Origin of the sequence: Arthrobacter sp. 2RAF6, from assembly GCF_052115205.1 — a bacterium.
Taxonomy (GTDB): Bacteria; Actinomycetota; Actinomycetes; order Actinomycetales; family Micrococcaceae; genus Arthrobacter.
The window spans coordinates 134888-159223 of the sequence record NZ_JBFRGF010000005.1 but is presented as its reverse complement, the minus strand read 5'-3'; the positions used below and the strand labels follow the sequence as shown (position 1 = coordinate 159223).

Sequence of the window (24336 nt, the reverse complement as noted above, 5' to 3'; positions counted from 1 at the left end):
ACGTAGGGACCCTGCTGCCCCACTCTAGGCAGGCCCTTTCGTGTCGCGTTCCGCGCCACGTAGGGACCCTGCTGCCCCACTCTACTTTTGGGGTTCGCGGTCTTTGAGGACCCAGCGCACCAGGATTCCGGCGGCAAGTGCCCAGAACGCGGCGCCGATCCCGGCGAAGCTGAGGCCCGAGGCTGCGATCAGGAACGTCACGGAGGCTCCGATGCGTTCCTCGGCAATGGCCAGCGCCGAGGCGATGGCGGAGGCCATGGTGCCCAGCAGCGCCAAGCCCGCGACGGCTTCCAGGAGCCCCGGCGGTGCCGCCGCCACGACCGTCACCAGCGCGGCGGAGAAGGCTGCCAGCACGAGGTAGGCCAGGCCTGACGTGAAGGCTGCGATCCAGCGCCGGCCCCGGTCCTCACCCGCTTCTTCCCCTGCCGCCAGCGCAGCGCTCAACGCGGCGAGGTTGACCGCATGTCCACCAAAGGGAGCCCCCAGGGCAGTCCCTGCCCCGGTCACCAGCATCGACTGGCGCCACGGAACGGTGTAGCCGAATGACTTCAGCACTGCGACCCCCGGAATGTTCTGGGAAGCCATGGTGACAATGAACAAGGGCAAGGCGATGCCGGCCACCGTGCTGAGCGTGAAAACGGGAGCGGTCCAATGCAACTCAGGCAGCAGCCGGTTCGTAGGGATGCTCACGCCGTTGACCACGATGTAGATTCCAATGACTGCGAGAGCCACCAACAGCGCGGCAGGGACCGACCAGCGGGGCGCCAGCTTCATCATGACCAGCCAGCAGAGGATCACAGGAGCCACCAACAAGGGAGCGGTGCCCAAGGCCTTGAACGGGGCAAGGCAAAGGGATAAAAGCACTCCGGCCAGCATCGCCTGGGCGAGGGCCGTCGGAATCTTCGCCATCAGCTTTCCAAGGGCCGGAATGAGCCCTGTCAGGGCGATCAGCACACCAGCGATGAGGAAGGCGCCGACGGCGGCCGGCCACCCGCCGTCGGGCACTCCGGTTCCCGCGAGCAGCGCGGCACCGGGTGTCGACCACGCAAGCGTGACAGGCAAGCGTGACCGCCAGGAAAGCCAGAGCACGCCGAGCCCGAAGGTGAGGGTGAGGGCAAGGAGCCCGCTGGCCGCCTGTTCCTGTGTGGCCCCAACCGCCCGGAGGCCTGCGAGCACCACTGCGAAGGAGGACGTGAAACCGACCAGCGCGGTCACAATTCCGGCCACGAGCGGACGGGAGAGCTGCCGGGAAGCGGAGGCTGGACGTGACTGTCCGGTGTGGAGAGATGACGCTGGCATAGTCCATCACGTTACCCGAGCCGTGGCGCGTCTGCCGAGGCGACATCGGTTAAACGCCAAGGGCACCGGCGGCGCCTCGCGGCGGGACCGGTGCCCCGTTGACGTAACTGTATTCGGGAGCTCTGGCCGGTGGAACCGGCTACGGAGCCTCATTGGCGGAGGGAGCTGTCCAGGCCGAAACCCTTTCAGCAAACCGTCGAGGTTGCCCACGAACTCGGAAGCGGCTCTCTGAACCGCATCTAGTCGTCGATAAATCGGCGGTCTATTCGATGCCGTCCTTGATGGCTTTTTCATTGCCACCAACGAGGTCCTGAACTTTGCCCTTCAGATCGTCAAGTAATCCCACGGGCACCTCCCTTCAATCACGGAGCCAGTTCGCTCCTCCGTTCTCGATCCTAACCCGAGACCTTGGAGGTGCCAAGGAAAAATTTGACTGGGATGTCAAACGATTCCCGGAAGGGGTCACAGCTGCTTCTCGGGAGAAAGCTCCTGGTGGCGCGGGCTGTCCGGATTCATGAGCGAGTTCTTGCGGCCGTAGCCGAAGTAGATGACCAGGCCGATGGCCAGCCACACGACAAAGCGCAGCCAGGTTTCCCAGTGCAGCTGGGTCATGAGGAAGGCGGATGCCAGCATGCCGAAGGCGGGAACCACGGGCATGAACGGCAGCCGGAAGGTGCGCGGTGCGTTCGGCTTCTTGTACCGAAAGATGATGACCGAGAGACAGACGACGACGAAGGCGGCCAGGATGCCGATGTTGGTCAGGTCCGCAACGGCCTTGATGGGGAATACGCCCGCCAGGAAAGCTGACGTCAGGCCGGCAATCCAGGTGACGCGCTGCGGGGTGCCATGACGGTCGGTCTTGGCAAACCAGCCCGGGAGCAGACCGTCACGGCTCATGGAGAACCAGACACGGGTGACGCCGAGCAGGAAGGTCAACATCACGGTGAGGATCGACAGCACGGCGAACACGGAGATGATGGTGGCGATGACGGGCAGGCCCACACCGCTGAAGGCGGAGGCGAAACCGGCCGTCGGGTTGATGTCCTTGTAGTTCTGCATGCCGGTGAGCACCAGGGTCGCCGCAACGTAGAGGAGCATCGCGATGACAAGCGAGAGCACGATGGCCTTGGGCATGTGCTTCTTGCCGTCCTTGGCTTCCTCGGCTGCGGTGCTCATGGCGTCGTAGCCGAACACAGCGAAGAACACGGTGGCCGAACCGGCCACCACAGGGCCGAAGCCGCTGGGCATGAACGGATTGTAGTTGTTCGTGTTGATGTAGAAGATGCCCAGGCCGATGATGAACAGGATCAGGACCACCTTGATGGCCACCGCCACGAGTTCGAAGCGGCCGAATGCCTTGGTTCCTCGGGACAGGATCCAGGTGACCAGCAGGCAGACCAAGATGGCCGGCAGGTTGATGATGCCGCCATGCCCTTCGTCCGCCGTCGAGGTCATCCACGCCGGCATGTGGACGCCGATCCCGGAAAGGAACGCGTCGAAGTAGCCGGAAATGCCGATCGCGACGACGGCGACGATTGCGATGTACTCCAGCAGGAGGTCCCAGCCGATGAACCAGCCGATGACCTCACCCAGGGCAACGTAGCCATAGGTATAGGCGGATCCGGCGCGGGGGATCATGCCGGCGAATTCTGCGTACGAGAGTGCCGCGGCCGCTGATGCAAGGCCCGCGACCAGGAACGAGATCAGCACAGCGGGGCCGACTCCGGGGGTGTCCGCGCTTCCGTGCGCCACGAGGCCGGCCAAGGAGAAGATCCCGACGCCGATGATGCCGCCGACGCCGATAGCCGTCAGTTGCCAGAGGCCCAGGCTTTTGAAGAGCCCGCTGTGTTTGCTTTCCTCCTCGATCTCGTCAATGGGCTTCTTCCTCATGATCGAACGAACGAGTGCTTCTTGATTCACGGTGTTACTCCTGCATGTTGGCATGGACGAATAGCCCTGAAGAAAAGTATGCGATCTGAATCACGTTGGATAAAGCGATATTTGCTGAGTGGTATTGATTAGATTTGCCGATCTTTTCGGTAGGTGAGCGTCTGCGGGCACAAAAAAAGCAGCTCCGGCGGAGCTGCTTGAGTGGTGTCACTGCTTTTGACCAGTGGCTCTGGCTGGATATCGATGGAATGGCCCGATATTTGTGCAATGGAGCGGACGACGAGATTCGAACTCGCGACATCCACCTTGGCAAGGTGGTGCTCTACCAGCTGAGCTACGTCCGCACATGATGGACTCCGGCTGGGCCGGATTTCATCAACAAGCAAGTTGCCTTGCCTTGGTGGGCGATACTGGGATCGAACCAGTGACCTCTTCCGTGTCAGGGAAGCGCGCTACCGCTGCGCCAATCGCCCAAATGCAATCCGGCCTGGACCGGAAACCAAGGTTTTCACCGAGGTGGGTACGGGATTCGAACCCGTGTATACGGCTTTGCAGGCCGCTGCCTCGCCTCTCGGCCAACCCACCGTGTAAGCACGACTCCTGGGGTTCCAAGAAGTCAATGCCGTGACAGTGTCCTGCGAGCGGACGACGAGATTCGAACTCGCGACATCCACCTTGGCAAGGTGGTGCTCTACCAGCTGAGCTACGTCCGCATTGTCTTCTTCGGCGGCCTGCCCGCAGGGGGCATTCCGTCGCTTTCCGACGAGTAAAAACTCTATAGGAGGTTCCGGGAAACTCCAAATCGATCTGCCGGAATCGTAAGCAATGGGTGCTAGTTCCTTGAATTGGCGGGGATTTTGCGAGTTACACGGATGTGATTCGTGGGCCTTTTCTCGATTGTTGCCTGGCCGGTCGGCCCGAGGTTTTCCAGATTTTTGATTTCCGGCCGGGGTCGGTTAGTCTTCTTGTGCACGGGCGATTGGCGCAGTGGTAGCGCGCTTCGTTCACACCGAAGAGGTCACTGGTTCGAACCCAGTATCGCCCACCAAGAAGAGGTCCTGTGCGAAACATTGTTCATGTTTCGCACAGGACCTCTTGTCATTGCCCGCGGGTTCTTGCCTCAAGCCCATCGAGGCCCGATCAGGTGCGAGGCGCTGCCCTGACCACCCGGTTCCTTCCGAGTGACTTTGCTTGGTAGAGGGCGGTGTCGGCAGCAGCAACCATCGCGGTGAGGTCGACTGCGCCGGACTGGGTTGACGTGACTCCGTAACTCACCGTTGGGATGTGGATGTCGTCGAGGCTTTTGCTTGCCGCCAAAGAGCGATTGATGTCGGCCGCGATGCTTTCGGCCCGATCTTGGCTCGCTCCGGGCAAGAGCAAGATGAATTCTTCGCCCCCGTATCGTCCGACCAGGTCGGTGGATCGTACGGACTCGGAGCACGCAGCCGCGAATGCTTGTAGGGCGGCGTCACCGGCGGCATGACCGAACTCATCATTGATTGCTTTGAAATGGTCCAAGTCGGCCAGGATCAAGGAGGCGACGGAGCTTGTGGCGTGCAGGCGCTCAAGTTCCTTAGTGGCCAGGTCCATGAAAGTGCCACGGTTGAGGAGCCCGGTCAGGTTGTCGCGGGCAGCGCGTTCGCTTAGCCGGTTGATCAACTGATCGTTGCTGAGGGCGGTCATGCTGAAAGAGACGGCAACCAGGAGTATCAGCGTGACCAGGCTGGCCATCGATGGGCCGAAATACATGCGGAAATTCGGTCCGCTTGGACCTTCGACGAGGTACACGGACAGGCGGCAGAAATAGTAGGCCGCCAGGAATCCCGCGGCCAAGGCCATCGACTTGTGCACGTGGGAGTAACTGGAATCCAGCAGCCACAGATCGCGGGACGCCAACGCGACGCCCACCGTCATGAATCCCAGATAAACCAGGCCCCCGGACCAGGTGTTGAACCCAGGACTTTCCAAAACGGAGGCGAGGGCCGTTACGCCGCAGGCCGCCGCAAATTGCCACCTTGGCGGCGGCAGCATCCTGAGAGACCGGGCGCCGGTCCACACACTGAACGCTCCGCCCACCAGGAGGACGTTTCCCGAGGGATTCGCCCAGACTTGATACGGCGTCCCATTGAGAAGGAAAGCAAGGTTGCCAGCGAGGAAGAACAGAAGGGCGATGCACCACCACCCGTTGTAGGACGACCGCGTGCGCCTGAACGACGCATAGAACAAGAGGAGCAGGGTAAGAGCGACCACGCCAAGGGCCACTCGCAGTGTTGTTATATCGAGGACCAAGATTTGCTCCCGTAGCCGAGGACGTGACCAATTATGGCACCGGGAGTCGGAGAACCCTGTACGCCATGCATGAGGATCTTATTAGTTACGAGGTGATGGGTTCCGTCGGCACCCCCCCAAGGCTCCGGATCTTCTTGTCAGCGGTGTGTGAAAGAGTTTTCCTATGACAGATCCACTGCTTGCCCACGCCACCGAATACGGCCGGATGTATGCCCGGTCCACGTCCGAGACCTTCTCGGTCCCTTCCATCACCACAGTGATCGGCCAGCAGGCCCACTCCCTGGACGGCTGGTTCGGCTACATGGGTGCCAGCAGCCTGGCGAAAGATCCCGAACTCCCGCAACATCTATCCAGTCCCGCCAAGATGAGGCAGGCCGTCAACAAGGCAGCCAAGGCTGCGGAGGTGTACCGGGACGACGCTGGACGCCGTGGCGACCGCGTGCATAATTACTGCGAACAAGTGGCCCTCCGCGCCCTCGGACGCCAGCACCGCGTGAAGGAAACGCGTGAAGAGCTCGCTTCACATGGCGAGGAAGCCTTCGCGGCCCGCTTCGATGAATGGTGGGAGTTGTACCGGGTGGAGCCCATTGCGCCCGAGATCACCGTGTGGAACGCCAGCGTTGGCTACGCCGGAACCCTCGACCTCGTGGCCAAAATCAACGGCAGGGTCTGCCTGATCGACTACAAGACCAAAGGCACCACCCGCGATGGAACAGTGAAAGCCCTCGACGACAAGGTGGTGATGCAACTGGTTGCGGGCATGAAGGCCGAGGAGAGCCTTGTGGATCCAGCGGCAGGGGAGTGGGAGCCGTGGAAATACGGTGAAAACCCGGTTCTGCTTGCGGTGGCCATCGGAGAGACTGAAGTACGTCCCCAGCTGGCCAATCCAGACGTTCTCAAGCACCACTGGTGGAAGTTCTGCGCGTTGAAGCGGGTGTGGGAGATGTCGGCCGATGTCGCCGCAGCCGGAACAGCGCTGCTTCCTGTAGCGCCGCCGTCGTACCCTGCCACCACGGCACCCGCAGGCTCAACTAAACTGGCTTAGGTCCCTTTCACGGAGACCGAAGCTTTGCCGATCGTGAGGAAAGACAGCACATGGCCATTTTGAGTATCCGTATCATCGGCGACCCCGTGCTCCGCACGGTTGCTGATCCAGTCACGGAATTCGGGCCTGAGCTCGCCAAACTCGTGTCGGACATGACAGAGACAATGGAAGACGTAGACGGTGCAGGACTCGCCGCCCCGCAGATCGGCGTCAGCCAGAGGGTCTTCACTTACCGGATCGGCGGCGTGGAAGGCCACATCATCAACCCCGTGCTGGAAAACAGCGACGACTTCCAGCCTGACGAGGTAGAGGGCTGCCTCTCGATTCCCGGACTCGCTTTCCCGGTTCGCCGCCGCAGGACCACTCGCGCCACCGGCGTGGACCTGAACGGCAACCCCGTGTCGGTTGAGGCGGAGGGCATGCTCGCCCGCTGCTTCCAGCACGAGACCGACCACTTGGACGGGATCCTGTTCACCGACCGCCTCGAGGGTGAGGACCGGAAAACCGCCCTCCGGGCCATCCGCGGGGCGAACTACCACTCCGTGACAGAACGGACCACCGCCAAGAGGGCCAACACTGTAGGCTCAAGCTTCGGCAGCTTCGGGGCTGCCGAATGAGGGTGCTCTTCGCCGGCACCCCGGCTGTAGCAGTCCCTTCCCTTGACGCGCTCATCGAGGCGGGCTTCGAGATCGTGGCGGTGCTGACCAGGCCGGATGCCCCGACCGGCCGCAAAAGGATCCTGACGCCGTCGCCCGTGGCAGCACGTGCGGCTGAACTCGACATCGACATCATCCACGCCTCGAAACTGGACGCCGGGACCACCGAGCGGATCGCTTCATATGAGCCGGACGTCGCAGCGATTGTCGCCTACGGGGGACTCGTCCCCCAAGCCGCACTCGGAGTGCCGCGCCACGGCTGGATTAACCTCCACTTCTCCCTCCTTCCTGCATGGCGCGGCGCCGCACCGGTCCAACGTTCAGTCATCGCCGGTGACGACATCACCGGAGCCGCTACCTTCCTCCTGGAGGAAGGACTCGACACGGGACCGGTCTTCGGGACTTTGACGGAAACCGTACGTCCGGAAGATACGGCCGGCGACTTGCTGGAGCGGCTCTCGCGCAGCGGCGCGATCCTGCTCACCCAGACACTATCCGCCGTCGAGTCCGGCAAAGCGGCCCCCCAGCCCCAGCAAGGCGATGTATCGCTCGCTCCCAAACTGACGCTCGACGACGGCCGGCTCGACTGGACGCAACCGGCCCTCGCCATCAACCGCAGGTCCCGCGGCGTCACGCCCGAACCGGGAGCGTGGACCATGCTCGACGGGCAGCGCGTCAAGCTGGAGCCTCTCGCTTTGCGCCCGGACATCCGGGACCTTGCGCCCGGCCACGTCCGGGTTGACGGCAAGAACGTCCTGGTCGGAACCGGATCCCACGCAGTGCAGCTCGGGCGGATCCAGCCTGCGGGCAAGAAGATGATGCCGTCGGCCGATTGGGCCCGTGGTTTGGCAACACCAGAAAGCGTGGAATTCGAATGAATGAGTCCGGCCGGCGCGGCCCCGACAACAGTGGGAACAGGGACGGCGGTGGCCACGGCAACCGCAATCCCCGCGGCGAAAGCAACCGCAACGCCCAAGGCCGCGAACGCAACAGGGGCCCGCAACGCGGTTTCTCCACCAACGCACCTTCCCAGCGGACCCGGCGCGCAGATCCGGCCCGATTGGTGGCGTTCGAAGTCTTGCGCGCAGTCGCTTCGGAAGACGCGTACGCAAACCTCGTGCTGCCTTCACGGATCCGCCACCACCACCTCGACAAACGCGACGCCGGATTCGCCACCGAATTGAGCTACGGGGCACTTCGCGGCCAGGGGATGTACGACGCCGTCCTGGCCGAGTGCGTCGACCGGCCGCTCGCCCAACTCGATCCGGCAGTCCTTGATGCGTTGCGACTTGGTGCCCACCAATTGCTCGCGATGCGCGTTCCTGCCCACGCGGCACTCGACCAGACTGTCGGGCTGGCCCGCGCCGTCATCGGAGCCGGGCCGTCGTCGCTCATCAACGCGGTGCTCCGAAAAGTCACCGCCAGGACCCTGCCGGAGTGGCTCGACCACTTGCTGGAAAACGAGACCGACGAGACCAGGATCGCCTCTGTACGCCATGCACACCCGGAATGGATTGTCCGGGCGCTGCGCCAGTCGCTCGTCATGCATGGCCGCCCCGCGAGCGAAATCACCGAACTGCTTGAAGCCGATAACGCGGCCCCCGTGGTGAACCTGGTGGCGCTGCCCGGCATCGGCAACCTTGATGAAGCCCTGGAGAACGGGGCCACTCCCGGCGAACTCGTCATCGACTCGGCGCTGTCCAGCGGTGGCGACCTCGGGCGCATGTCCTCCATCCGCGAAGGAACTACGCGCGTCCAGGACGTCGGCTCCCAGTTGGTAGCCCGCGCCGTCGCGGCCGTGGACCTCGGACAGGCCGCCAAGGACGGCGAGAAGTGGCTGGACCTTTGCGCCGGTCCCGGTGGCAAGGCCGCGTTGCTGGCTGCCCTCGCCCACCAGGAAGGCGCGAGCCTCTTGGCCAATGAACCCGCAGAACACCGGGCAAAGCTGGTCAGCCAGGCGCTCTCGGCGGTTCCGGCAGACGCCTGGACCGTTCGGATAGGCGACGGTCGCGACGTCGGCAAGGAACAACCGGAAACTTTCGACCGCGTGCTGGTCGACGTCCCCTGCAGCGGCCTTGGCGCGCTGCGACGTCGCCCCGAATCACGCTGGCGCCGGACGCCCAAGGACCTTGCCGATCTCGGTCCGTTGCAGCGTGAATTGCTCAACTCGGCCATCGACGCCGTCAAACCGGGCGGAGTGGTGGCGTACGTGACGTGCTCCCCGCACCCGGCCGAAACCACCGCCGTCGTCAGCGATGTCCTGCGCAAGCGGGAAGACTTGGAGCAGATCGACGCCGGCGCGGCCCTGGACTCGGTCAGCCTGACCGGCAACCTCGGCGCAGGGCACGAGTTGACCGCCCAATTGTGGCCGCACGTGCATCGAACTGACGCGATGTTCCTGGCACTTATCAGGAAGAAGCCGTAACCTTCGGCGCCTTTCCCCGGCTTAAAGTCCCGCGTGCCCACGCTGGAGAATTGCCAACACCACCAGACCGCCACCAACACTGAGGGAACTGCCTTGACTGAGTGCTGTATCAACCCGAGCATCCTGTCCGCGGACTTCGTGAACCTGGAAGCCGAGCTGAAGAGAATCAGCAACGCCGACGCCGTCCACGTCGATGTGATGGACAACCATTTTGTTCCGAACCTGACGCTCGGCTTGCCGGTCGTGGAGCGGATCCAGGCTGTGAGCCCGGTCCCGCTGGACGCCCACCTGATGATCGCCGACGCCGATCGCTGGGCGCCGGCCTACGCCGACGCCGGCGTGGCTTCCGTGACCTTCCATGCGGAAGCGGCGATGGCTCCCATCAAGCTCGCCCGTGAGCTCCGTGCCCGCGGTGCGAAGGCAGGTATGGCCCTTCGTCCGGCCACGCCGGTGGAACCGTACCTGGACATGCTCAGCGAACTGGACATGCTCCTCATCATGACCGTGGAGCCGGGCTTCGGCGGGCAGTCCTTCCTGGACGTCACGCTGCCGAAGATCCGGCGGGCGCGGGCGGCAATCGATGGCTCGGGTATCGGAGTCGCAATCCAGGTTGATGGCGGCGTCACGGAGGAGACCATTGTCCGGGCAGCCGAAGCCGGCGCGAATGTGTTCGTTGCCGGCTCCGCCGTCTACGGCCACGCCGACCCCGCCGCCGCTATTGAGCGGCTGCGTGCCGCTGGCCTCTCGGCAATGTGACCGGCCTCGCGGCAATGTGACAACAATGACGCAATTGCCTGCATATTGCTCCGGGAATACATCGGCCATGCGTCCAGTTGTGTCAGAATAGCAACACACATACGTGCTCCGGGGTCGGTGTAATTCCGAACCGGCGGTTATAGTCCGCGACCCGCGAGCCATCGCGTTTCCTTCACGGGAATCACGACGGCGGATGGTTGAACTGGTGGAATTCCAGTACCGACAGTTAAAGTCTGGATGGGAGAAGCACGTACAGTCATGCTTGGGCTTTCCGTGCGCCCGGCATCGCGCTGTCGTACACCCCCGGAGCCATCGCGGCATTCGAGGGAAGGAACGACATGGACTTTCTGCGATGGCTCTTCGAAGCACAGATTCCCGTAGGCGGATCTGTCCTTGTTCTTCGCGAAGTGCTAGGCAATATATTCGGGCTCGCCAGCGCCCTGGGCGGCATGCGCCGCAAAGTCTGGGCATGGCCCATCGGAATCGCAGGCAACCTGCTCCTGCTGACCGTCTTTCTTGGCAACGTCTTCGGTGCCGCCTCGCCGGCAACCCTGTGGGGCCAGGCCGGACGCCAGATCATGTTCATCAGCGTCGCAGCCTACGGCTGGTACCGCTGGCGCCAAGGCCTCCAATCAGGCACCCACGGCCGCGCCATTGTGCCTGGATGGGCAAGCCCCAAAGTGCGGATCGCAATGGCGGCAGCCATGATTGCGGGAACAGCCGCCCTGACTCCCGTCTTCGATTCCATGGGTTCCTACCCTCCTGTGTGGGCAGACGCCTGGACCTTCATGGGTTCGCTTCTGGCGACGTATGGGATGGCGCGCGGCTGGACCGAATTCTGGCTGATCTGGGTTGCCGTGGACATTGTGGGGGTTCCGCTGCTTTTCAGCGCAGGCTACTTTGCCAGCGCTTTCATGTACCTCTTTTACGGGTTCTTCACACTTGCCGGATTCTTTGTCTGGTGGCGCGCAGACCGACGTGAAAGCCGTCCGCTCAGGCCAACGCCCGAGCCTGAACCTGCAGGAGCCCTTTCATGAGCGACGCCTTGAAGCTGAATTCCCCGGAGGCTGAGTCTGCGGCCATGGAAACCGCACTGCACGTGGCCCTCCGGGGACACCGTGGCGCCAATCCCTTGGTGGGCGCGGTTGTGCTCGGGCCCAATGGAGAACAACTCGTCACGGGCTACCACCGCGGCGCCGGCACTCCCCACGCCGAGGCGGACGCGATCGCCAAGGCGCGGGCAAAGGGTTTGGACCTCGCCGGGACAACCATGGTGGTCACCTTGGAGCCTTGCAACCACGTAGGGCGCACGGGACCTTGTGCGCGGGCCATCATTGACGCCGGGATATCCCGCGTAGTCTACGCCGTGGACGATCCCCACGATCCCGCCGCCGGAGGTGCCGGCACGCTGCGCGCTGCCGGAGTGGACGTGCAGTCCGGGCTGGCCGCCGCCGAGGCCTGGAAGCTGAACCGCGAGTGGTTCAATGCGGTGGAAGCGAGGCGCCCGTTCGTCACGCTTCACATCGCCCAGACCCTGGACAGCAGGATCGCGGCCACGGACGGGACCAGCCAATGGATCTCCAGCCCGGAATCGTTGGCCGACAACCACGGACTGCGTCGTTTGATCGACGCGATTCTCGTGGGCACCGAAACCGTCCTGGTAGACAACCCGCGGCTGACGGCGCGGGAAGCAGACGGCACGGAATCGCCAAGCCAGCCGGTCCGGGCCGTCATGGGACTGCGCGAGGTCCCCGCGGATGCCGCGGTGCGGGGGACTGACGGCAAGTTCATCCAGCTGCCAACCCGCGATCCTTCAGAAGCTTTGGAGTCGCTGTTCGCTGAAGGCGTCCGGCACGTCATGGTGGAAGGCGGCTCCCGCATCCTGAGCGCCTTCCTCGCCGCGGGTCTTGTGGATGAATTGATCGTGTATGTTGCGCCCACCCTGTTGGGCTCGGGTACACCGGCCCTGACGGATCTCGGCATCTCCACCCTGGCCGACGCCCAGCACTGGAACTGGGACGACGCCGGCGGCGGTGCGGTCCATGCACTGGGTCGCGACCTGCGGCTGCATTTGAGGTCCGGACCATCGGACGGAAACAAGCCGGCTTGGACCAAGTCCCAAACCGAACACCACGAACCATTTCCGGGCAAGGACGCCTCGGACACCACCACAGGAGGACACTGATGTTTACCGGAATCGTTGCTGAACAAGGCACGGTCCTGTCCGTCGAGCACGACGGCGAGGCCAGCGCCACGCTGCGCCTCACGGCCCCCAGCACCACTGAAGGGCTTGGCCTGGGCGGCTCCATCGCCGTCAACGGCGTGTGCCTCACCGCAACGGACATCGACGGCCGGGAGTTCAGCGTCGACGTCATGGGTGAAACCCTCGTACGGACCACCATTGGCGAACTGACTGCGGGTGACACTGTGAACCTCGAGCGTTGTGTCCAGGCTGGCGGCCGCTTGGACGGCCACGTCGTGCAGGGGCACGTCGACGGCGTCGGGCAGCTTCTGGAGCGCGAGTCGCTGGGCAACTGGGACCGCCTCCGCTTCGCCGTGCCAGCCCCGCTGGCACGGTACATCGCCGAAAAGGGGTCGATCGCCGTCGACGGCGTTTCACTCACCGTCACCGCCGTCAGCCCGGCCGAAGAAGAGAACCCCTGGTTTGAAGTGGGACTCATTCCCACCACGCTGGACGAAACCGGGCTCGGGGCCAAGGCCGCAGGCGGCCGCGTCAACCTCGAGGTGGACGTTCTCGCGAAATACACCGAGCGCCTGCTGTCCTTCCGTTCCCCGGCAACTGCCGGCGAGGCTGCCCTGTGAGCGCGGCACGCAACGGCAGTACCACCGTGGTACGTCAGGGGCTGGACCCCGTCGAGAAGGCTATTCAGGCCATGGCAGCCGGCCGTCCTGTCATTGTCGTGGACAATGAAGACCGCGAAAACGAAGGCGACATCATCTTCGCCGCCGAACACGCGACTCCTGCCCTCATGGGCTGGACCATCCGCTACAGCTCGGGAGTCATTTGCGTTCCCCTCGAGGGCTCGCGGGCTGATGCCCTGGCGCTCCCGCCGATGGTCCTGGTCAATGAAGACGCCAAGGGCACGGCCTACACGGTGTCCTGTGATGCTGCTTTGGGCGTAAGCACCGGTATTTCCGCAACGGACAGGGCCCTGACGGCACGGATTCTGGCTGATTCAAGCAGCACGCCGTCGTCGGTCACCCGGCCCGGGCATATTTTTCCGCTCCGGGCCGTTAAGGGGGGAGTGCGTGAACGTCCGGGACACACGGAAGCGGCAGTTGATCTCTGCCGGCTTGCGGGACTCGCCCCGGTGGGCGTGATCGCCGAGTTGGTACATGACGATGGTGAAATGATGCGCCTGGACAGCCTCCGGGAGTTCGCTGCCGAGCATGGATGTCCTCTGATTTCGATCGAGGATCTCGTGGCTTATGTTGTAGCGTCGGAGGCTGAGCACCAGGTTGCAATTGCGGCAGGAAACGAGGAGCAGCGATGACCACAGCGACAACGCACGACGGCGGCACGCACGCGCGCGCACCGCATCCCGTGAGCGGCGGCCCGATTGTCCAGCTACCCACCGCCTTCGGTGAGTTCGTGGCACAAGCATGGACCGACCTTGCCACCGGCGCGGAGCACCTGGCGGTGAGTTCCCCGAAAACGCCGCGTGCAGGCAAGGCCCCGCTGGTGCGCCTTCATTCGGAGTGCCTCACGGGCGACGTATTCGGCTCGTACCGCTGCGATTGCGGCGAGCAGCTGGCCTACGCCCTTGAGCTGATCCGTGAAGAGGGCGGCACCCTGCTCTACCTGCGCGGACAGGAAGGCCGCGGCATCGGCCTGGCCAACAAAATCAAGGCCTACGCCCTGCAAGAGGCCGGATTCGACACGGTCGAGGCCAACGAGCAGCTCGGGCTGCCTGTGGACGCCCGCTGCTACAAAGCGGCTGCCCAGATCCTTGCCGAAATGGGCCTTCACGAAATCCGCCTCCTGAGCAACAACCCGGACAAGCAGAACCGTCTTGCCGCGGCTGGCGTGAAGGTGGTTGAAATGGTGCCCACCGAGGTCCCGTCCCGTGAAGAAAACCTTCGCTACCTTCAGACCAAGAAGGACCGCATGGACCACCGACTGACCCTCGGTGACACCGAACCGGCCGGTACCCATGCAGCTACCGGCACTTTTGACCTCGAACAAGACTGAACTGCACCAGCAAGACTGAACTGCACCATCAACACTGAACGGACTACCACGCACCCATGAGCGGACACGGCGCCCCCACCATCGACCTCACCACCCTCAATCCGGAGGAAACCCACCAGCTGAGACTCGCCATCGTGGCAGCCAGTTGGCACACCCAGATTATGGACGGGCTCCTCGACGGAGCACTGCGTGCCGCAAAGGAAGCAGGCATTGCCGAGCCCACCGTGCTGCGCGTCCCGGGGTCCTTTGAACTTCCCGTCGCCGCGGCACGGCTCGCGCCGCATTTTGACGCCGTCGTTGCCCTCGGCGTCGTCATCCGCGGAGGTACGCCGCACTTTGACTACGTGTGCCAGGCGGCGACGTCGGGACTCACTGAAGTAAGCGTTCGCACCGGCGTGCCGGTGGGCTTCGGCGTGCTCACGTGCGACACCGAGCAGCAGGGCCTGGACCGCGCCGGACTGGAAGGCTCGTCCGAGGACAAAGGGCACGAAGCCGTGACTGCAGCGCTCGCCACTGCATTGACCCTCAAGCAGTACACCTAGGAATCGACGAAAGGGATGTGGGCGTGCCGGCGCATTGTGCGTTCGCTCACATCCCTTCCGTCATGCAATGACCCGACAGGCGGTCACCGGCCCCGAGCAAGTAGGCTGTAGGGCGTGAAGAATTTCGAGACGCTGTTCGCAGAACTGAGCGAAAAGGCAGCGACCCGTCCGGCAGGCTCCCGCACCGTCGCCGAATTGGACTCCGGAATCCACGGCATCGGCAAGAAAGTCGTGGAGGAAGCCGCCGAAGTCTGGATGGCTGCAGAGTATGAATCCGATGAAGCCGCGGCCGAGGAAATCTCCCAGTTGCTCTACCACCTGCAGGTCCTGATGCTCGCCAAGGGTCTGAGCCTGGAAGACGTTTACAAGCATCTGTAGCCACGTCCACTCCGCCCGGACCTGAAAGGTCCTGGCGGAGCCCAGCGTGGCCCCCGCGCTCACTGCAGCACAGTGTCGTCTGAGACCAGTCGTCTGAGACCAGTCCTTCTGGGAACAGTGTCGTGAGCCCAATGCCTGAAACATCCCCTTCCACTCCCCAAGAAAGTCCCCAATGCTGCGAGTAGCCGTCCCCAACAAGGGATCCTTGTCCGAAGCCGCCTCCGCGATGCTGTCCGAGGCGGGATACCGCCAGCGCCGCGATACCCGCGAACTGGTCATGGTCGATCCCGACAACGACATTGAGTTCTTCTTCCTCCGCCCCCGCGACATCGCGGTGTATGTCGGCCAAGGAACGCTCGACGTCGGCATCACCGGCCGCGACCTCCTGCTGGACGCGCAGGTCGAAGCAGAAGAGCTGCTTCCCCTTGGCTTCGCCGCGTCCACCTTCCGTTTCGCCGGCCCCGTCGGGGACTTCTCCGGCGTCGAGCAGCTTGAAGGCAAGCGCCTCGCGACGAGCTACGACGGCCTCCTGCGCGATTACCTCGCCGAGCGCGGTGTCAAAGCCAAGGTGGTCCGCCTCGACGGCGCCGTTGAGTCTTCCGTGCGTCTCGGCGTCGCCGACGCGATCGCGGACGTCGTCGAAACCGGAAACACGCTCAAAGCTGCCGGAATGGAGATCTTCGGCGAGCCCATCCTCAAGTCCGAAGCCGTCCTGATCCGCCGCACCGGCGAGGGTGGTGCCGCAAACGGCACCGCGAAGGAAATCGAGGTCCTGATCCGGCGCCTGCAGGGCGTGCTCGTCGCCCGTCAGTACGTCCTCATGGACTACGACATCCGCAAGGATCTTGTGGAAGAAGCCGCCACCCTCACCCCGGGCCTCGAATCGCCCACCGTGTCGCCGCTGCGCGACTCGGATTGGGTCGCCGTCCGCTCCATGGTTCCTAAAAAGGAAACCAACCGGATCATGGATGAACTGTACGACCTCGGCGCCCGCGCCATCCTGGTCAGCAGCATCCACGCCTGCCGCATCTGACGCCATCCAAGAGAGACAATTCCAGGAGTAGCAATGGCTGTAGCAGTACGGGTCATCCCTTGCCTAGATGTCGACGCCGGCCGTGTGGTGAAGGGCATCAACTTCGAGGGTCTTCGCGACGCCGGAGATCCCGTCGAGCTGGCGCACCGCTATGACAACGCCGGGGCGGATGAGCTCACGTTCCTTGATGTCACGGCGTCTTCCGGCAACCGGGAAACCACGTTCGACGTCGTTCGACGCACCGCCGAGGAAGTCTTCATCCCGCTCACCGTCGGCGGTGGTGTCCGCGGCGTGGCCGAAGTGGACAAGCTCTTGCGTTTCGGCGCGGACAAGGCCTCCATCAACACGGCCGCCGTTGCACGCCCGGACGTCATCGACGAGATCACCCGCCATTTCGGATCCCAGGTACTGGTCCTGTCGGTGGACGCGCGGCGGACGAGGCCCGGCTCCGAGCCCACGGCTTCCGGCTTCGAGGTGACCACCCACGGCGGACGCCAGGGAACCGGAATCGACGCCATTGCGTGGGCCAAGGAAGCCGCGGACCGCGGTGTGGGGGAGATCCTCCTGAATTCGATTGACGCCGACGGCACCAAGGACGGCTTCGACCTCGAACTCATCCGCTTGGTCCGTGCGGCCGTCCACATCCCGATCATCGCTTCCGGCGGCGCTGGAGAACCGGCGCATTTCCCGCCCGCAGTGGAAGCAGGTGCAGACGCCGTTCTGGCGGCCTCGGTGTTCCATTTCGGTCCGGATGACATGATCGCCCAGGTCAAGGCCGCGATCCGCCAAGCCGGCTTCCTGGTCCGCTAGCGGTTCCCACCCCAACCCAACCCAACTGACTCGCAGTTAACGTCGTTTAGAATCCTCATAACGACAACAACTGCGAGTCAGTTGGGGTTTAACAGCGGGTCAGAGGCCGACTTCGGCTGACTGAAGAAGGGCGACGGCGTCCGGCTGGCCTTCGAAGGTGACCAGCGCGTGATGCGTGCGGCCGTGGGCGTGCATCAGGAGCTCACCGGGTTCGCCCACGATGGCGACGGATACGGGAGCCCGCTTGGCAACATGGCGGGGACCCGTGGGGCGGACCAAGACGATCCCGAGGTCCACGCCGCGGTAGAGAATTGCAGCGCGCTTGATCAATTCGTCCCACAGGGCGTCCGAGTATTCCTCGTCCAGGGCCCGTGGAGCCCAACGGTCTCCGGCCCGGCGGATGTCTTCCGTGTGCACGAAATATTCAATGAGGTTGGAGGACTCGTCGAGGGCCTTGATCTTGAGGGGAGACAAGGCGGGCGGCCCCGAGCGGAAGGTATTCACCAGCTCGGCGTAATCTTCCGTGGTTTTGAGCTTGGAGGCCAGTTTGGCCGTGGCTTTGTCCGAGGCCCGGGCGAGGCTCTTGATGACCAAGCCGATGCCGACGGCCGCTTTGCGTTCCCGCAAGTACAAGTGCGCCGCGAGGTCCCTTGTCAGCCACCCTTCGCAGAGCGTGGGGGAGTCAGGTCCGGCCGCCAGGAGTGTTTCGGCCAGTACTTCGCGGGAGGGATCGACGAAATGCATCACTTGTGAAACTAGCACGAGACCCGCTCTGTTGCGCAGTGGAACCGCCGCTGAATTTCGGCTCCATATGAGGCACTAGACTTGATCTGATGTCTGAGCAGTCAACACCCCCAGCCACGCCCGCTGCCGCCTTTGCCGCGGAGCCCGCCGTCGTGCCCGCAAGTCCGCTCCCGCAGGAGCTGGCCAACGCGCTGAAGCGCGATTCCGCCGGCCTGGTGGCCGCGATCATCCAGCAGTTCGACACCGACGAAGTGCTGATGCTCGGCTGGATGGACGATGAGGCGTTGCACCGGACCCTGACCACGGGACGCGTGACGTTCTTCTCCCGTTCCCGCCAGGAATACTGGCGCAAGGGTGACACCTCCGGTCACGTCCAGTTCGTGAAATCGGTGGCCCTGGACTGCGACGGCGATGCCCTGCTGGTCCGCGTCGACCAAGTAGGCGCGGCCTGCCACACCGGCACACGCACCTGCTTCGATGGCCGGAGCCTCGCCGCCGTCACCGGCCAGCGGGACTAGCCCGCTACACACCATCCATTGAGGCAAGCACACAAGAAGAGGCGGAGAACACAAACCATGCAGGACCTTGGAATCATCAGCCCGGGCCTGGAGGAGTTCCGCGAACTCGCCGCGCACAGCCGGGTCATCCCGGTCCGGCTCAGGGTACTGGCCGACGCCGAAACTCCCATCGGGCTCTACCGTAAGCTGGCCCAAGGCCAGCCGGGCACCTTCCTCCTGGAGTCGGCAGCCGTCGGCGGAGCATGGTCACGTTATTCCTTCATTGGTTCCCGTTCACGCGCCACCTTGACCAGCAAGGACGGCCAGGCGCACTGGATCGGCGAGCCTCCCGTCGGCGTGCCGGTCGACGGGAGCCCCGTCGACGCCGTCCGCGACACCATTGCGGCCCTGCAAACCGACCGCTTCCCGGACCTTCCTCCCTTCACCTCCGGCCTTGTCGGCTTCCTCGGTTGGGAAACCGTCCGGCACTGGGAGAAGCTGACCAGCCCCCCGGAGGATGACCTCCACCTGCCGGAACTTGCCCTGAACCTCGTGACGGACATGGCTGTCCACGACAACATGGACGGCACCGTCTTGTTGATTGCCAACGCCATCAATTTCGACAACAGTTCCGAACGGGTGGACGAAGCCTGGCATGACGCCGTCGCCCGGGTGAAGCGACTGCTGGACCAGATCAGCACGCCCGTGAAGCAACCGGTATCGGTCTTGCAGTCCGAAGCACTCGACTTCGCGTCCAGCGTCCAGGAACGCTGGGACGAGCAGGAGTACCTCAACGCGATCGATCGCGGCAAGGAAGCGATCGTCGACGGCGAGGTCTTCCAAGTGGTCATTTCGCGACGGTTTGAAATGGAGTGTGCCGCGGATCCGCTGGATGTCTACCGCGTGCTGCGCAACACCAACCCGAGCCCGTATATGTACCTCTTCAGCCTCGAAGATCCCGACGGCCGCGAATACACGATCGTCGGCTCCTCTCCCGAAGCCCTCGTGACCGTGACTGGCAATGAGGTCATCACCCACCCGATTGCCGGTTCGCGGCCCCGAGGCAAGACCGTTGAGGCCGACAAGGCGCTGGCTACCGAGCTGCTCGCGGACCAGAAGGAACGCGCGGAACACCTGATGCTCGTGGACTTGTCCCGGAACGACCTGTCCAAGGTCTGCGTGGCAGGAACCGTGGACGTCACTCAGTTCATGGAGGTCGAACGCTTCAGCCACATCATGCACCTCGTGTCCACGGTGGTCGGAGAGTTGGCTCCCGGAGCGAAGGCATACGACGTGCTCAAGGCGACCTTCCCGGCCGGCACGCTGTCCGGTGCCCCCAAGCCGCGCGCACTGCGTCTCCTGGACGAACTCGAACCGCACCGACGGGGCATCTACGGCGGCGTCGTGGGTTACCTCGATTTCGCAGGCGATATGGACATGGCGATCGCCATCCGCTCGGCACTGTTGCGCGAGGGCCGGGCGTATGTCCAGGCCGGCGGCGGTATCGTGGCCGATTCCCACAAACCTTCCGAAGCGCTCGAGACCGTGAACAAGGCGGCTGCCCCCTTGCGTGCCGTGCACACCGCCGGATCGCTCCACAACATTTCCCCGGACGCGGTTTCCGCGGATACCGTCGTGGACGGGAACCCCGCACTGTGAGCACTGCCCGCCCCCAGACGGCCAGCACAAAGCCTCCCGTGTGGGCACGGAAGGGCAACGTCGTGCTCGCCATGGCAATTCTTGCCCTCGCCGTTTTCGGGACCACCACCCAGACCTGGATAAACGTCCGCCTGGATCCCGCTGCCGCGGCCAATGCCGACCTCCACGTACAGGGGAGCAAGGCCGCAACCGCGGTGACCGCACTCGCGCTCGTCGCCCTTGCCGGCGGACTGGCATCGTCCATTGCGGGCAAGGTTTCGCGCTGGATCATTGCAACGATCATCGTGCTTGCCTCGGCGGGCATCATTGTCGCCGCGGTGACTGTCCTGGCAGACCCCCTCGGTGCGGCGCAAGGAACCATTGCGGCGACCACCGGCATTTCGGGTGGACACGCCGCTGCGTCGTCCACCGTGTTCCCGGTACTCGCCGTCGTGGCTGCAGGGTTGCTGGCATTGTGTGGTGGCCTGCTGCCGCTCGCGGGCCGGCACTGGAAGGCGCGCACCAAGTACGACGTCGCCAGCCGGGCAGCCCTCGCCGGTTCCGGTCCCGTCGATGAGATCGACAGCTGGGACAGCCTCTCGCGCGGAGAAGACCCCACGTAAGACCCGACTGTCCGGACGTCGGACGATGTCCCGGGTGCCGTCAATAAATGGCAGAATGTAAGCAGTATTCATCCTGAGGAGATTTTCACATGAGCAAAACCACAGTGTCCGCGAGCAAGGCCCCTGTGACCGCTGCGAGCCACAGCGACGCCATCGGCCACGGCAACAGCCCGGCCGCGTGGACCTGCGTGATTGTCATGCTGGTAGGCGCCCTGGTGTCCTCCATCGCCTTTGTTATCGCCAGCACCCCCATTTTCATCGCCGGCATCGTCGTGATGGTGGCCGGCCTGATTGCCGGCTGGGCCATGCGCAAGGCCGGCTACGGCGTCGACGGCAGCAAGCTGAAGAACGCCGGCCACTGACCGTGACCGTTCTTGATGACATCATCGTCGGTGTCAGGGAGGACATGGAGGCCCGCCGCCGCCTTGTCGGCCTTGACGAGCTGAAAGAGCGAGCCGCGGCCGCTGCGCCTGCGCTGGACGCCTGGGCTGCCTTGGGCGGGCCGTCAGCCAGCCGTGACGAACTGAAGGTCATCGCGGAAATCAAACGCCGCAGCCCCTCCAAGGGCGATCTCGCGAGCATCGTCGACCCTGCTGCGCTGGCAGTGCAATACGCCGACGGCGGCGCCTCCGTGATCAGCGTCCTCACCGAACAGCGGCGCTTCAACGGGTCCCTGGCGGACCTGGACGCGGTGCGGGCCGCCGTCGACATTCCGTTGCTGCGCAAGGACTTCACGGTTGACGAGTACCAGATCTGGGAAGCCCGTGCCCACGGCGCGGACCTCATCCTGCTGATCGTCGCCGCGCTTTCAGACGAGCAGCTGCGTGAATTCAGCGCGTTGAGCCACGAGCTCGGCATGAACGTCCTGGTGGAAACCCACACGCCCGAGGAGATCGAGCGTGCGGCCGCAGCCCAGGCGCGGATCATCGGGGTGAACGTCCGCAACCTCAAGACGCTCGACGTCGACCGCTCCCTGTTTGCCTCGCTCGCTGGAAACATTCCAGCGGGAGCGGTTGTCGTGGCCGAGTCCGGCGTGCGGAACGCCGACGACGTCGCGCACTATGCGGGGAACGGTGCCCACGCAATCCTCGTGGGCGAAGCCCTTGTGAGCGACTCCACCCCGCGCGAGCGGATCAGTGAATTCAAGGCGGCCGGAGCTGCCGCCATTGCCGTCAGGACCTGACAGGCCTGATTCGCGGCGTGGACCCGGACAGCAGCGGAGAACGCGGCTGGTAGCTGTCCTGCGGCCCTGGAAGAACCCAACTACCAACTGAACAGGACGGTGAGACTGATGGTGGACGCATCAACAGCCAACTCGCAAGAGAATGTGGCCGACGCATTCCTACAAGGTGGAGCCTCGCTCCGCAACGCCGCTGGGCCGTACTTCGGCTCCTACGGCGGACGCTGGATGCCCGAGTCCCTCATCGCCGCCCTGGACGAGGTCGAGGACACGTTCGAGAAAGCCAAGGCCGATCCTGAGTTCCTTGCCCAGCTGAAGGACCTCAACAAAAACTACTCGGGCCGTCCGTCGCTGCTCACGGAGGCCAAGCGTTTCTCCCAGCACGCCGGCGGCGCGCGCATCTTCCTCAAGCGCGAAGACCTGAACCACACCGGATCCCACAAGATCAACAACGTCCTCGGCCAGGCTTTGCTCGCGAAGCGCATGGGCAAGACCCGTGTCATCGCCGAGACCGGCGCCGGCCAGCACGGCGTGGCCAGCGCCACCGCTGCAGCCTTGCTCGGACTGGAATGCGTCGTCTACATGGGCGCCGAGGATTGCCGCCGCCAGGCACTCAACGTGGCCCGCATGCAGCTCCTGGGCGCCACAGTGGTTCCCGTAACCAACGGATCGCAAACGCTCAAGGACGCCATCAACGACGCCCTCCGCGACTGGGTTTCCAATGTGGACAACACCCACTACCTGCTGGGCACGGCGGCGGGTGCGCACCCGTTCCCGGCGATGGTGCGTTTCTTCCACGAGGTCATCGGCGAGGAAGCGCGCGCCCAGATCCTGGAGCAGACCGGCAAACTTCCGGACGCCGTCTGCGCCTGCATCGGCGGCGGCTCGAATGCCATCGGCATCTTCCACAGCTTCCTGGATGACGCCTCCGTGAAGATCTACGGTTTTGAAGCCGGCGGAGACGGTGTCGAAACAGGACGCCACGCGGCCGCCATCACCCTCGGACGCCCCGGCGTGCTGCATGGTGCCCGGTCCTACCTCATGCAGGACGAAGACGGCCAGACCATCGAGTCCCACTCGATTTCCGCAGGCCTCGACTACCCGAGCGTCGGTCCGGAGCACTCCTACCTCGCGGACATCGGCCGCGTCACCTACGAGCCCATCACGGACACCGAGGCCATGGACGCGTTCCGCCTGCTCTGCCGGACCGAAGGCATCATCCCCGCCATCGAGTCCTCGCACGCCCTCGCCGGTGCCATCAAAGTGGGCAAGCAGCTCACAGAAGGCAAGGAAAACCCGGCCGACACGATCATCATCGTGAACCTGTCCGGGCGCGGTGACAAGGACGTGGAAACGGCCGCCGAATGGTTCGACATGTTGGATGAAAACGGCAACGTCAAGGGCACCACCCTCTCCACGCGCAAACCCAAGGGCCCGTCCGAACGCAGCAACCTTGAGATCAGCACTGAAGAAGCAAGCGAGGACCAGAACTAATGACTGAGCAGATGACCAGCAAGTCCGCTGCCGCGATCGACCGTGCGAAGGCACAAGGCCGGGCCGCGCTGATCGGATACCTGCCGGCAGGATACCCGGACGTTCAGTCAAGCATCGACGCCGGCATTGCCATGGCGCGTAACGGCGCGGACCTCATTGAAATCGGCATCCCGTATTCGGACCCCGTCATGGACGGCGCTGTCATCCAGGCCGCGACTACAGAGGCCATCGCCAACGGTTTCCGCGTCGCCAGCGTCTTCGACGTGGTAGCGGGCATCACCGCAGCCACCGACGCCGCCGTGCTGGTCATGACCTACTGGAACCCGGTGATGCGCATGGGCGTCGACGAGTTCTCACGCAGGCTGGCCGAAGCCGGGGGAGCCGGACTCATCACGCCGGACCTCATTCCGGACGAGGCTGCCGAATGGTTCGCGGCATCGGACAAATACGGACTCGACCGGGTCTTCCTCGTGGCACCGTCGTCCACCCCCGAACGCCTGGCCATGACGGTGGAGGCGAGCCGCGGTTTCGTCTACGCCGTCTCCATCATGGGCGTCACCGGAACGCGGCAGTCTGTCAGCAGCAGCGCCGAAAAGCTTGTCGCCGATACCCATGCGGCCGGTGCCGAAAGGGTCTGCGTCGGGCTCGGAGTCTCCAACGCAGGCCACGTCCGGGAAATTGCGGCATACGCCGACGGCGTGATCGTCGGTACCGCGTTGGTTGCGGCCATCCGGGACGGCGGCGTTGACGCCGTCGCACAGCTCACCAAGAACCTCAGCGCAGGCCTCGGCCGTGCAACAGCGCAGGCCTAGAAAAGGAAAAGC

25 protein-coding genes, 5 tRNA genes and 1 riboswitch are annotated in these 24336 nt (G+C 64.1%); of the genes, 22 read left to right on the top strand and 8 right to left on the bottom strand.

Going from position 1 to position 24336, the window contains the following annotated elements; translation table 11 throughout:
- Positions 1-81: 81 nt before the first annotated feature.
- The 6 genes from AB4Z38_RS05855 to AB4Z38_RS05830 form a co-directional block, all read right to left on the bottom strand.
- On the bottom strand, positions 82-1299 hold the full coding sequence (locus AB4Z38_RS05855) for a benzoate/H(+) symporter BenE family transporter (RefSeq protein WP_441428842.1): 1218 nt from the start codon (positions 1297-1299) through the stop codon (positions 82-84).
- A gap of 462 nt (positions 1300-1761) precedes the next feature.
- Positions 1762-3189, bottom strand: a complete 1428-nt coding sequence (locus AB4Z38_RS05850; RefSeq protein ID WP_441428927.1) for an amino acid permease — start codon at positions 3187-3189, stop codon at positions 1762-1764.
- A 268-nt stretch (positions 3190-3457) separates the two neighbouring features.
- Positions 3458-3533 (bottom strand) — tRNA-Gly (locus AB4Z38_RS05845).
- Between the two features lie 54 nt (positions 3534-3587).
- Positions 3588-3662 (bottom strand) — tRNA-Val (locus AB4Z38_RS05840).
- Between the two features lie 41 nt (positions 3663-3703).
- A tRNA-Cys gene (locus tag AB4Z38_RS05835) sits at positions 3704-3774 on the bottom strand.
- A 55-nt stretch (positions 3775-3829) separates the two neighbouring features.
- Positions 3830-3902, bottom strand: a tRNA-Gly gene (locus AB4Z38_RS05830).
- 260 nt (positions 3903-4162) lie between these two features.
- On the opposite strand from AB4Z38_RS05830, the gene AB4Z38_RS05825 reads away from it, so the two are divergent.
- Positions 4163-4237: transfer RNA gene (locus AB4Z38_RS05825), tRNA-Val, on the top strand.
- Between the two features lie 92 nt (positions 4238-4329).
- On the opposite strand, the gene AB4Z38_RS05820 is transcribed toward AB4Z38_RS05825, so the two are convergent.
- Positions 4330-5478, bottom strand: a complete 1149-nt coding sequence (locus tag AB4Z38_RS05820; protein WP_441428841.1) for a GGDEF domain-containing protein — start codon at positions 5476-5478, stop codon at positions 4330-4332.
- A 163-nt stretch (positions 5479-5641) separates the two neighbouring features.
- Between AB4Z38_RS05820 and AB4Z38_RS05815 the strand changes: the two genes are divergently transcribed.
- The 14 genes from AB4Z38_RS05815 (at position 5642) to hisF (ending at position 17336) form a co-directional block, all read left to right on the top strand.
- Entirely contained in the window at positions 5642-6523 is an 882-nt protein-coding gene (locus AB4Z38_RS05815; RefSeq protein WP_441428840.1) for a cytochrome, read from the top strand.
- A gap of 50 nt (positions 6524-6573) precedes the next feature.
- Positions 6574-7140 (top strand): peptide deformylase, encoded by a 567-nt coding sequence (gene def, locus AB4Z38_RS05810; protein ID WP_441428839.1) that lies wholly within the window; start codon positions 6574-6576, stop codon positions 7138-7140.
- Positions 7137-8057 carry a methionyl-tRNA formyltransferase gene (gene fmt / locus AB4Z38_RS05805; protein ID WP_441428838.1) on the top strand — a complete coding sequence of 307 codons (921 nt, stop codon included), beginning with the start codon at positions 7137-7139 and terminating at the stop codon, positions 8055-8057. Before def ends, fmt begins: the two co-directional genes overlap by 4 nt.
- Positions 8054-9604, top strand: coding sequence for an RsmB/NOP family class I SAM-dependent RNA methyltransferase (locus AB4Z38_RS05800; RefSeq protein WP_441428837.1), 1551 nt, complete (start codon positions 8054-8056; stop codon positions 9602-9604). The genes fmt and AB4Z38_RS05800 overlap by 4 nt, the downstream gene beginning before the upstream one ends.
- Positions 9605-9697: 93 nt before the next feature.
- The gene (gene rpe, locus AB4Z38_RS05795) at positions 9698-10360 is read left to right on the top strand and encodes a ribulose-phosphate 3-epimerase (protein ID WP_441428836.1); all 663 of its coding nucleotides are present in this window, start codon (positions 9698-9700) and stop codon (positions 10358-10360) included.
- Between the two features lie 99 nt (positions 10361-10459).
- A riboswitch (FMN riboswitch) is annotated at positions 10460-10614 on the top strand.
- Positions 10615-10698: 84 nt separating this feature from the next.
- On the top strand, positions 10699-11397 hold the full coding sequence (gene pnuC / locus AB4Z38_RS05790; RefSeq protein ID WP_441428835.1) for a nicotinamide riboside transporter PnuC: 699 nt from the start codon (positions 10699-10701) through the stop codon (positions 11395-11397).
- On the top strand, positions 11394-12545 hold the full coding sequence (gene ribD, locus AB4Z38_RS05785; protein WP_441428834.1) for a bifunctional diaminohydroxyphosphoribosylaminopyrimidine deaminase/5-amino-6-(5-phosphoribosylamino)uracil reductase RibD: 1152 nt from the start codon (positions 11394-11396) through the stop codon (positions 12543-12545). Before pnuC ends, ribD begins: the two co-directional genes overlap by 4 nt.
- On the top strand, positions 12545-13183 hold the full coding sequence (locus AB4Z38_RS05780) for a riboflavin synthase (protein ID WP_441428833.1): 639 nt from the start codon (positions 12545-12547) through the stop codon (positions 13181-13183). The genes ribD and AB4Z38_RS05780 overlap by 1 nt, the downstream gene beginning before the upstream one ends.
- A complete protein-coding gene (gene ribB, locus AB4Z38_RS05775) occupies positions 13180-13875 on the top strand; it encodes a 3,4-dihydroxy-2-butanone-4-phosphate synthase (RefSeq protein WP_441428832.1) in 696 nt (231 codons plus the stop codon). Before AB4Z38_RS05780 ends, ribB begins: the two co-directional genes overlap by 4 nt.
- Positions 13872-14573 carry a GTP cyclohydrolase II gene (ribA, locus tag AB4Z38_RS05770; protein WP_441428831.1) on the top strand — a complete coding sequence of 234 codons (702 nt, stop codon included), beginning with the start codon at positions 13872-13874 and terminating at the stop codon, positions 14571-14573. The genes ribB and ribA overlap by 4 nt, the downstream gene beginning before the upstream one ends.
- Before the next feature lie 56 nt (positions 14574-14629).
- Positions 14630-15115: a 6,7-dimethyl-8-ribityllumazine synthase gene (ribH, locus tag AB4Z38_RS05765; RefSeq protein ID WP_441428830.1), complete on the top strand. Its 486-nt coding sequence runs from the start codon at positions 14630-14632 to the stop codon at positions 15113-15115.
- 114 nt (positions 15116-15229) lie between these two features.
- Positions 15230-15493, top strand: coding sequence for a phosphoribosyl-ATP diphosphatase (locus tag AB4Z38_RS05760; protein ID WP_018778638.1), 264 nt, complete (start codon positions 15230-15232; stop codon positions 15491-15493).
- 172 nt (positions 15494-15665) lie between these two features.
- Complete coding sequence (gene hisG, locus AB4Z38_RS05755) at positions 15666-16526, top strand: ATP phosphoribosyltransferase (RefSeq protein ID WP_284752063.1); 861 nt, start codon at positions 15666-15668, stop codon at positions 16524-16526.
- 33 nt (positions 16527-16559) lie between these two features.
- Complete coding sequence (hisF, locus tag AB4Z38_RS05750) at positions 16560-17336, top strand: imidazole glycerol phosphate synthase subunit HisF (RefSeq protein ID WP_441428829.1); 777 nt, start codon at positions 16560-16562, stop codon at positions 17334-17336.
- 99 nt (positions 17337-17435) lie between these two features.
- On the opposite strand, the gene AB4Z38_RS05745 is transcribed toward hisF, so the two are convergent.
- A complete protein-coding gene (locus AB4Z38_RS05745; protein ID WP_184739179.1) occupies positions 17436-18080 on the bottom strand; it encodes a TIGR03085 family metal-binding protein in 645 nt (214 codons plus the stop codon).
- A gap of 89 nt (positions 18081-18169) precedes the next feature.
- On the opposite strand from AB4Z38_RS05745, the gene hisI reads away from it, so the two are divergent.
- From hisI to trpA, 7 genes are all read left to right on the top strand, one after another.
- Positions 18170-18598 (top strand): phosphoribosyl-AMP cyclohydrolase, encoded by a 429-nt coding sequence (gene hisI, locus AB4Z38_RS05740; protein WP_441428828.1) that lies wholly within the window; start codon positions 18170-18172, stop codon positions 18596-18598.
- Positions 18599-18655: 57 nt separating this feature from the next.
- On the top strand, positions 18656-20236 hold the full coding sequence (locus tag AB4Z38_RS05735; RefSeq protein ID WP_441428827.1) for an anthranilate synthase component I: 1581 nt from the start codon (positions 18656-18658) through the stop codon (positions 20234-20236).
- A complete protein-coding gene (locus tag AB4Z38_RS05730) occupies positions 20233-20838 on the top strand; it encodes a Trp biosynthesis-associated membrane protein (protein WP_441428826.1) in 606 nt (201 codons plus the stop codon). Before AB4Z38_RS05735 ends, AB4Z38_RS05730 begins: the two co-directional genes overlap by 4 nt.
- An 89-nt stretch (positions 20839-20927) precedes the next feature.
- A complete protein-coding gene (locus AB4Z38_RS05725) occupies positions 20928-21200 on the top strand; it encodes an HGxxPAAW family protein (protein ID WP_236817197.1) in 273 nt (90 codons plus the stop codon).
- 2 nt (positions 21201-21202) lie between these two features.
- Positions 21203-22021, top strand: a complete 819-nt coding sequence (gene trpC / locus AB4Z38_RS05720; RefSeq protein WP_441428825.1) for an indole-3-glycerol phosphate synthase TrpC — start codon at positions 21203-21205, stop codon at positions 22019-22021.
- Between the two features lie 108 nt (positions 22022-22129).
- On the top strand, positions 22130-23512 hold the full coding sequence (gene trpB, locus AB4Z38_RS05715; RefSeq protein WP_234750252.1) for a tryptophan synthase subunit beta: 1383 nt from the start codon (positions 22130-22132) through the stop codon (positions 23510-23512).
- Complete coding sequence (gene trpA / locus AB4Z38_RS05710) at positions 23512-24324, top strand: tryptophan synthase subunit alpha (protein WP_441428824.1); 813 nt, start codon at positions 23512-23514, stop codon at positions 24322-24324. Before trpB ends, trpA begins: the two co-directional genes overlap by 1 nt.
- The last annotated feature ends 12 nt before the right edge of the window (positions 24325-24336 follow it).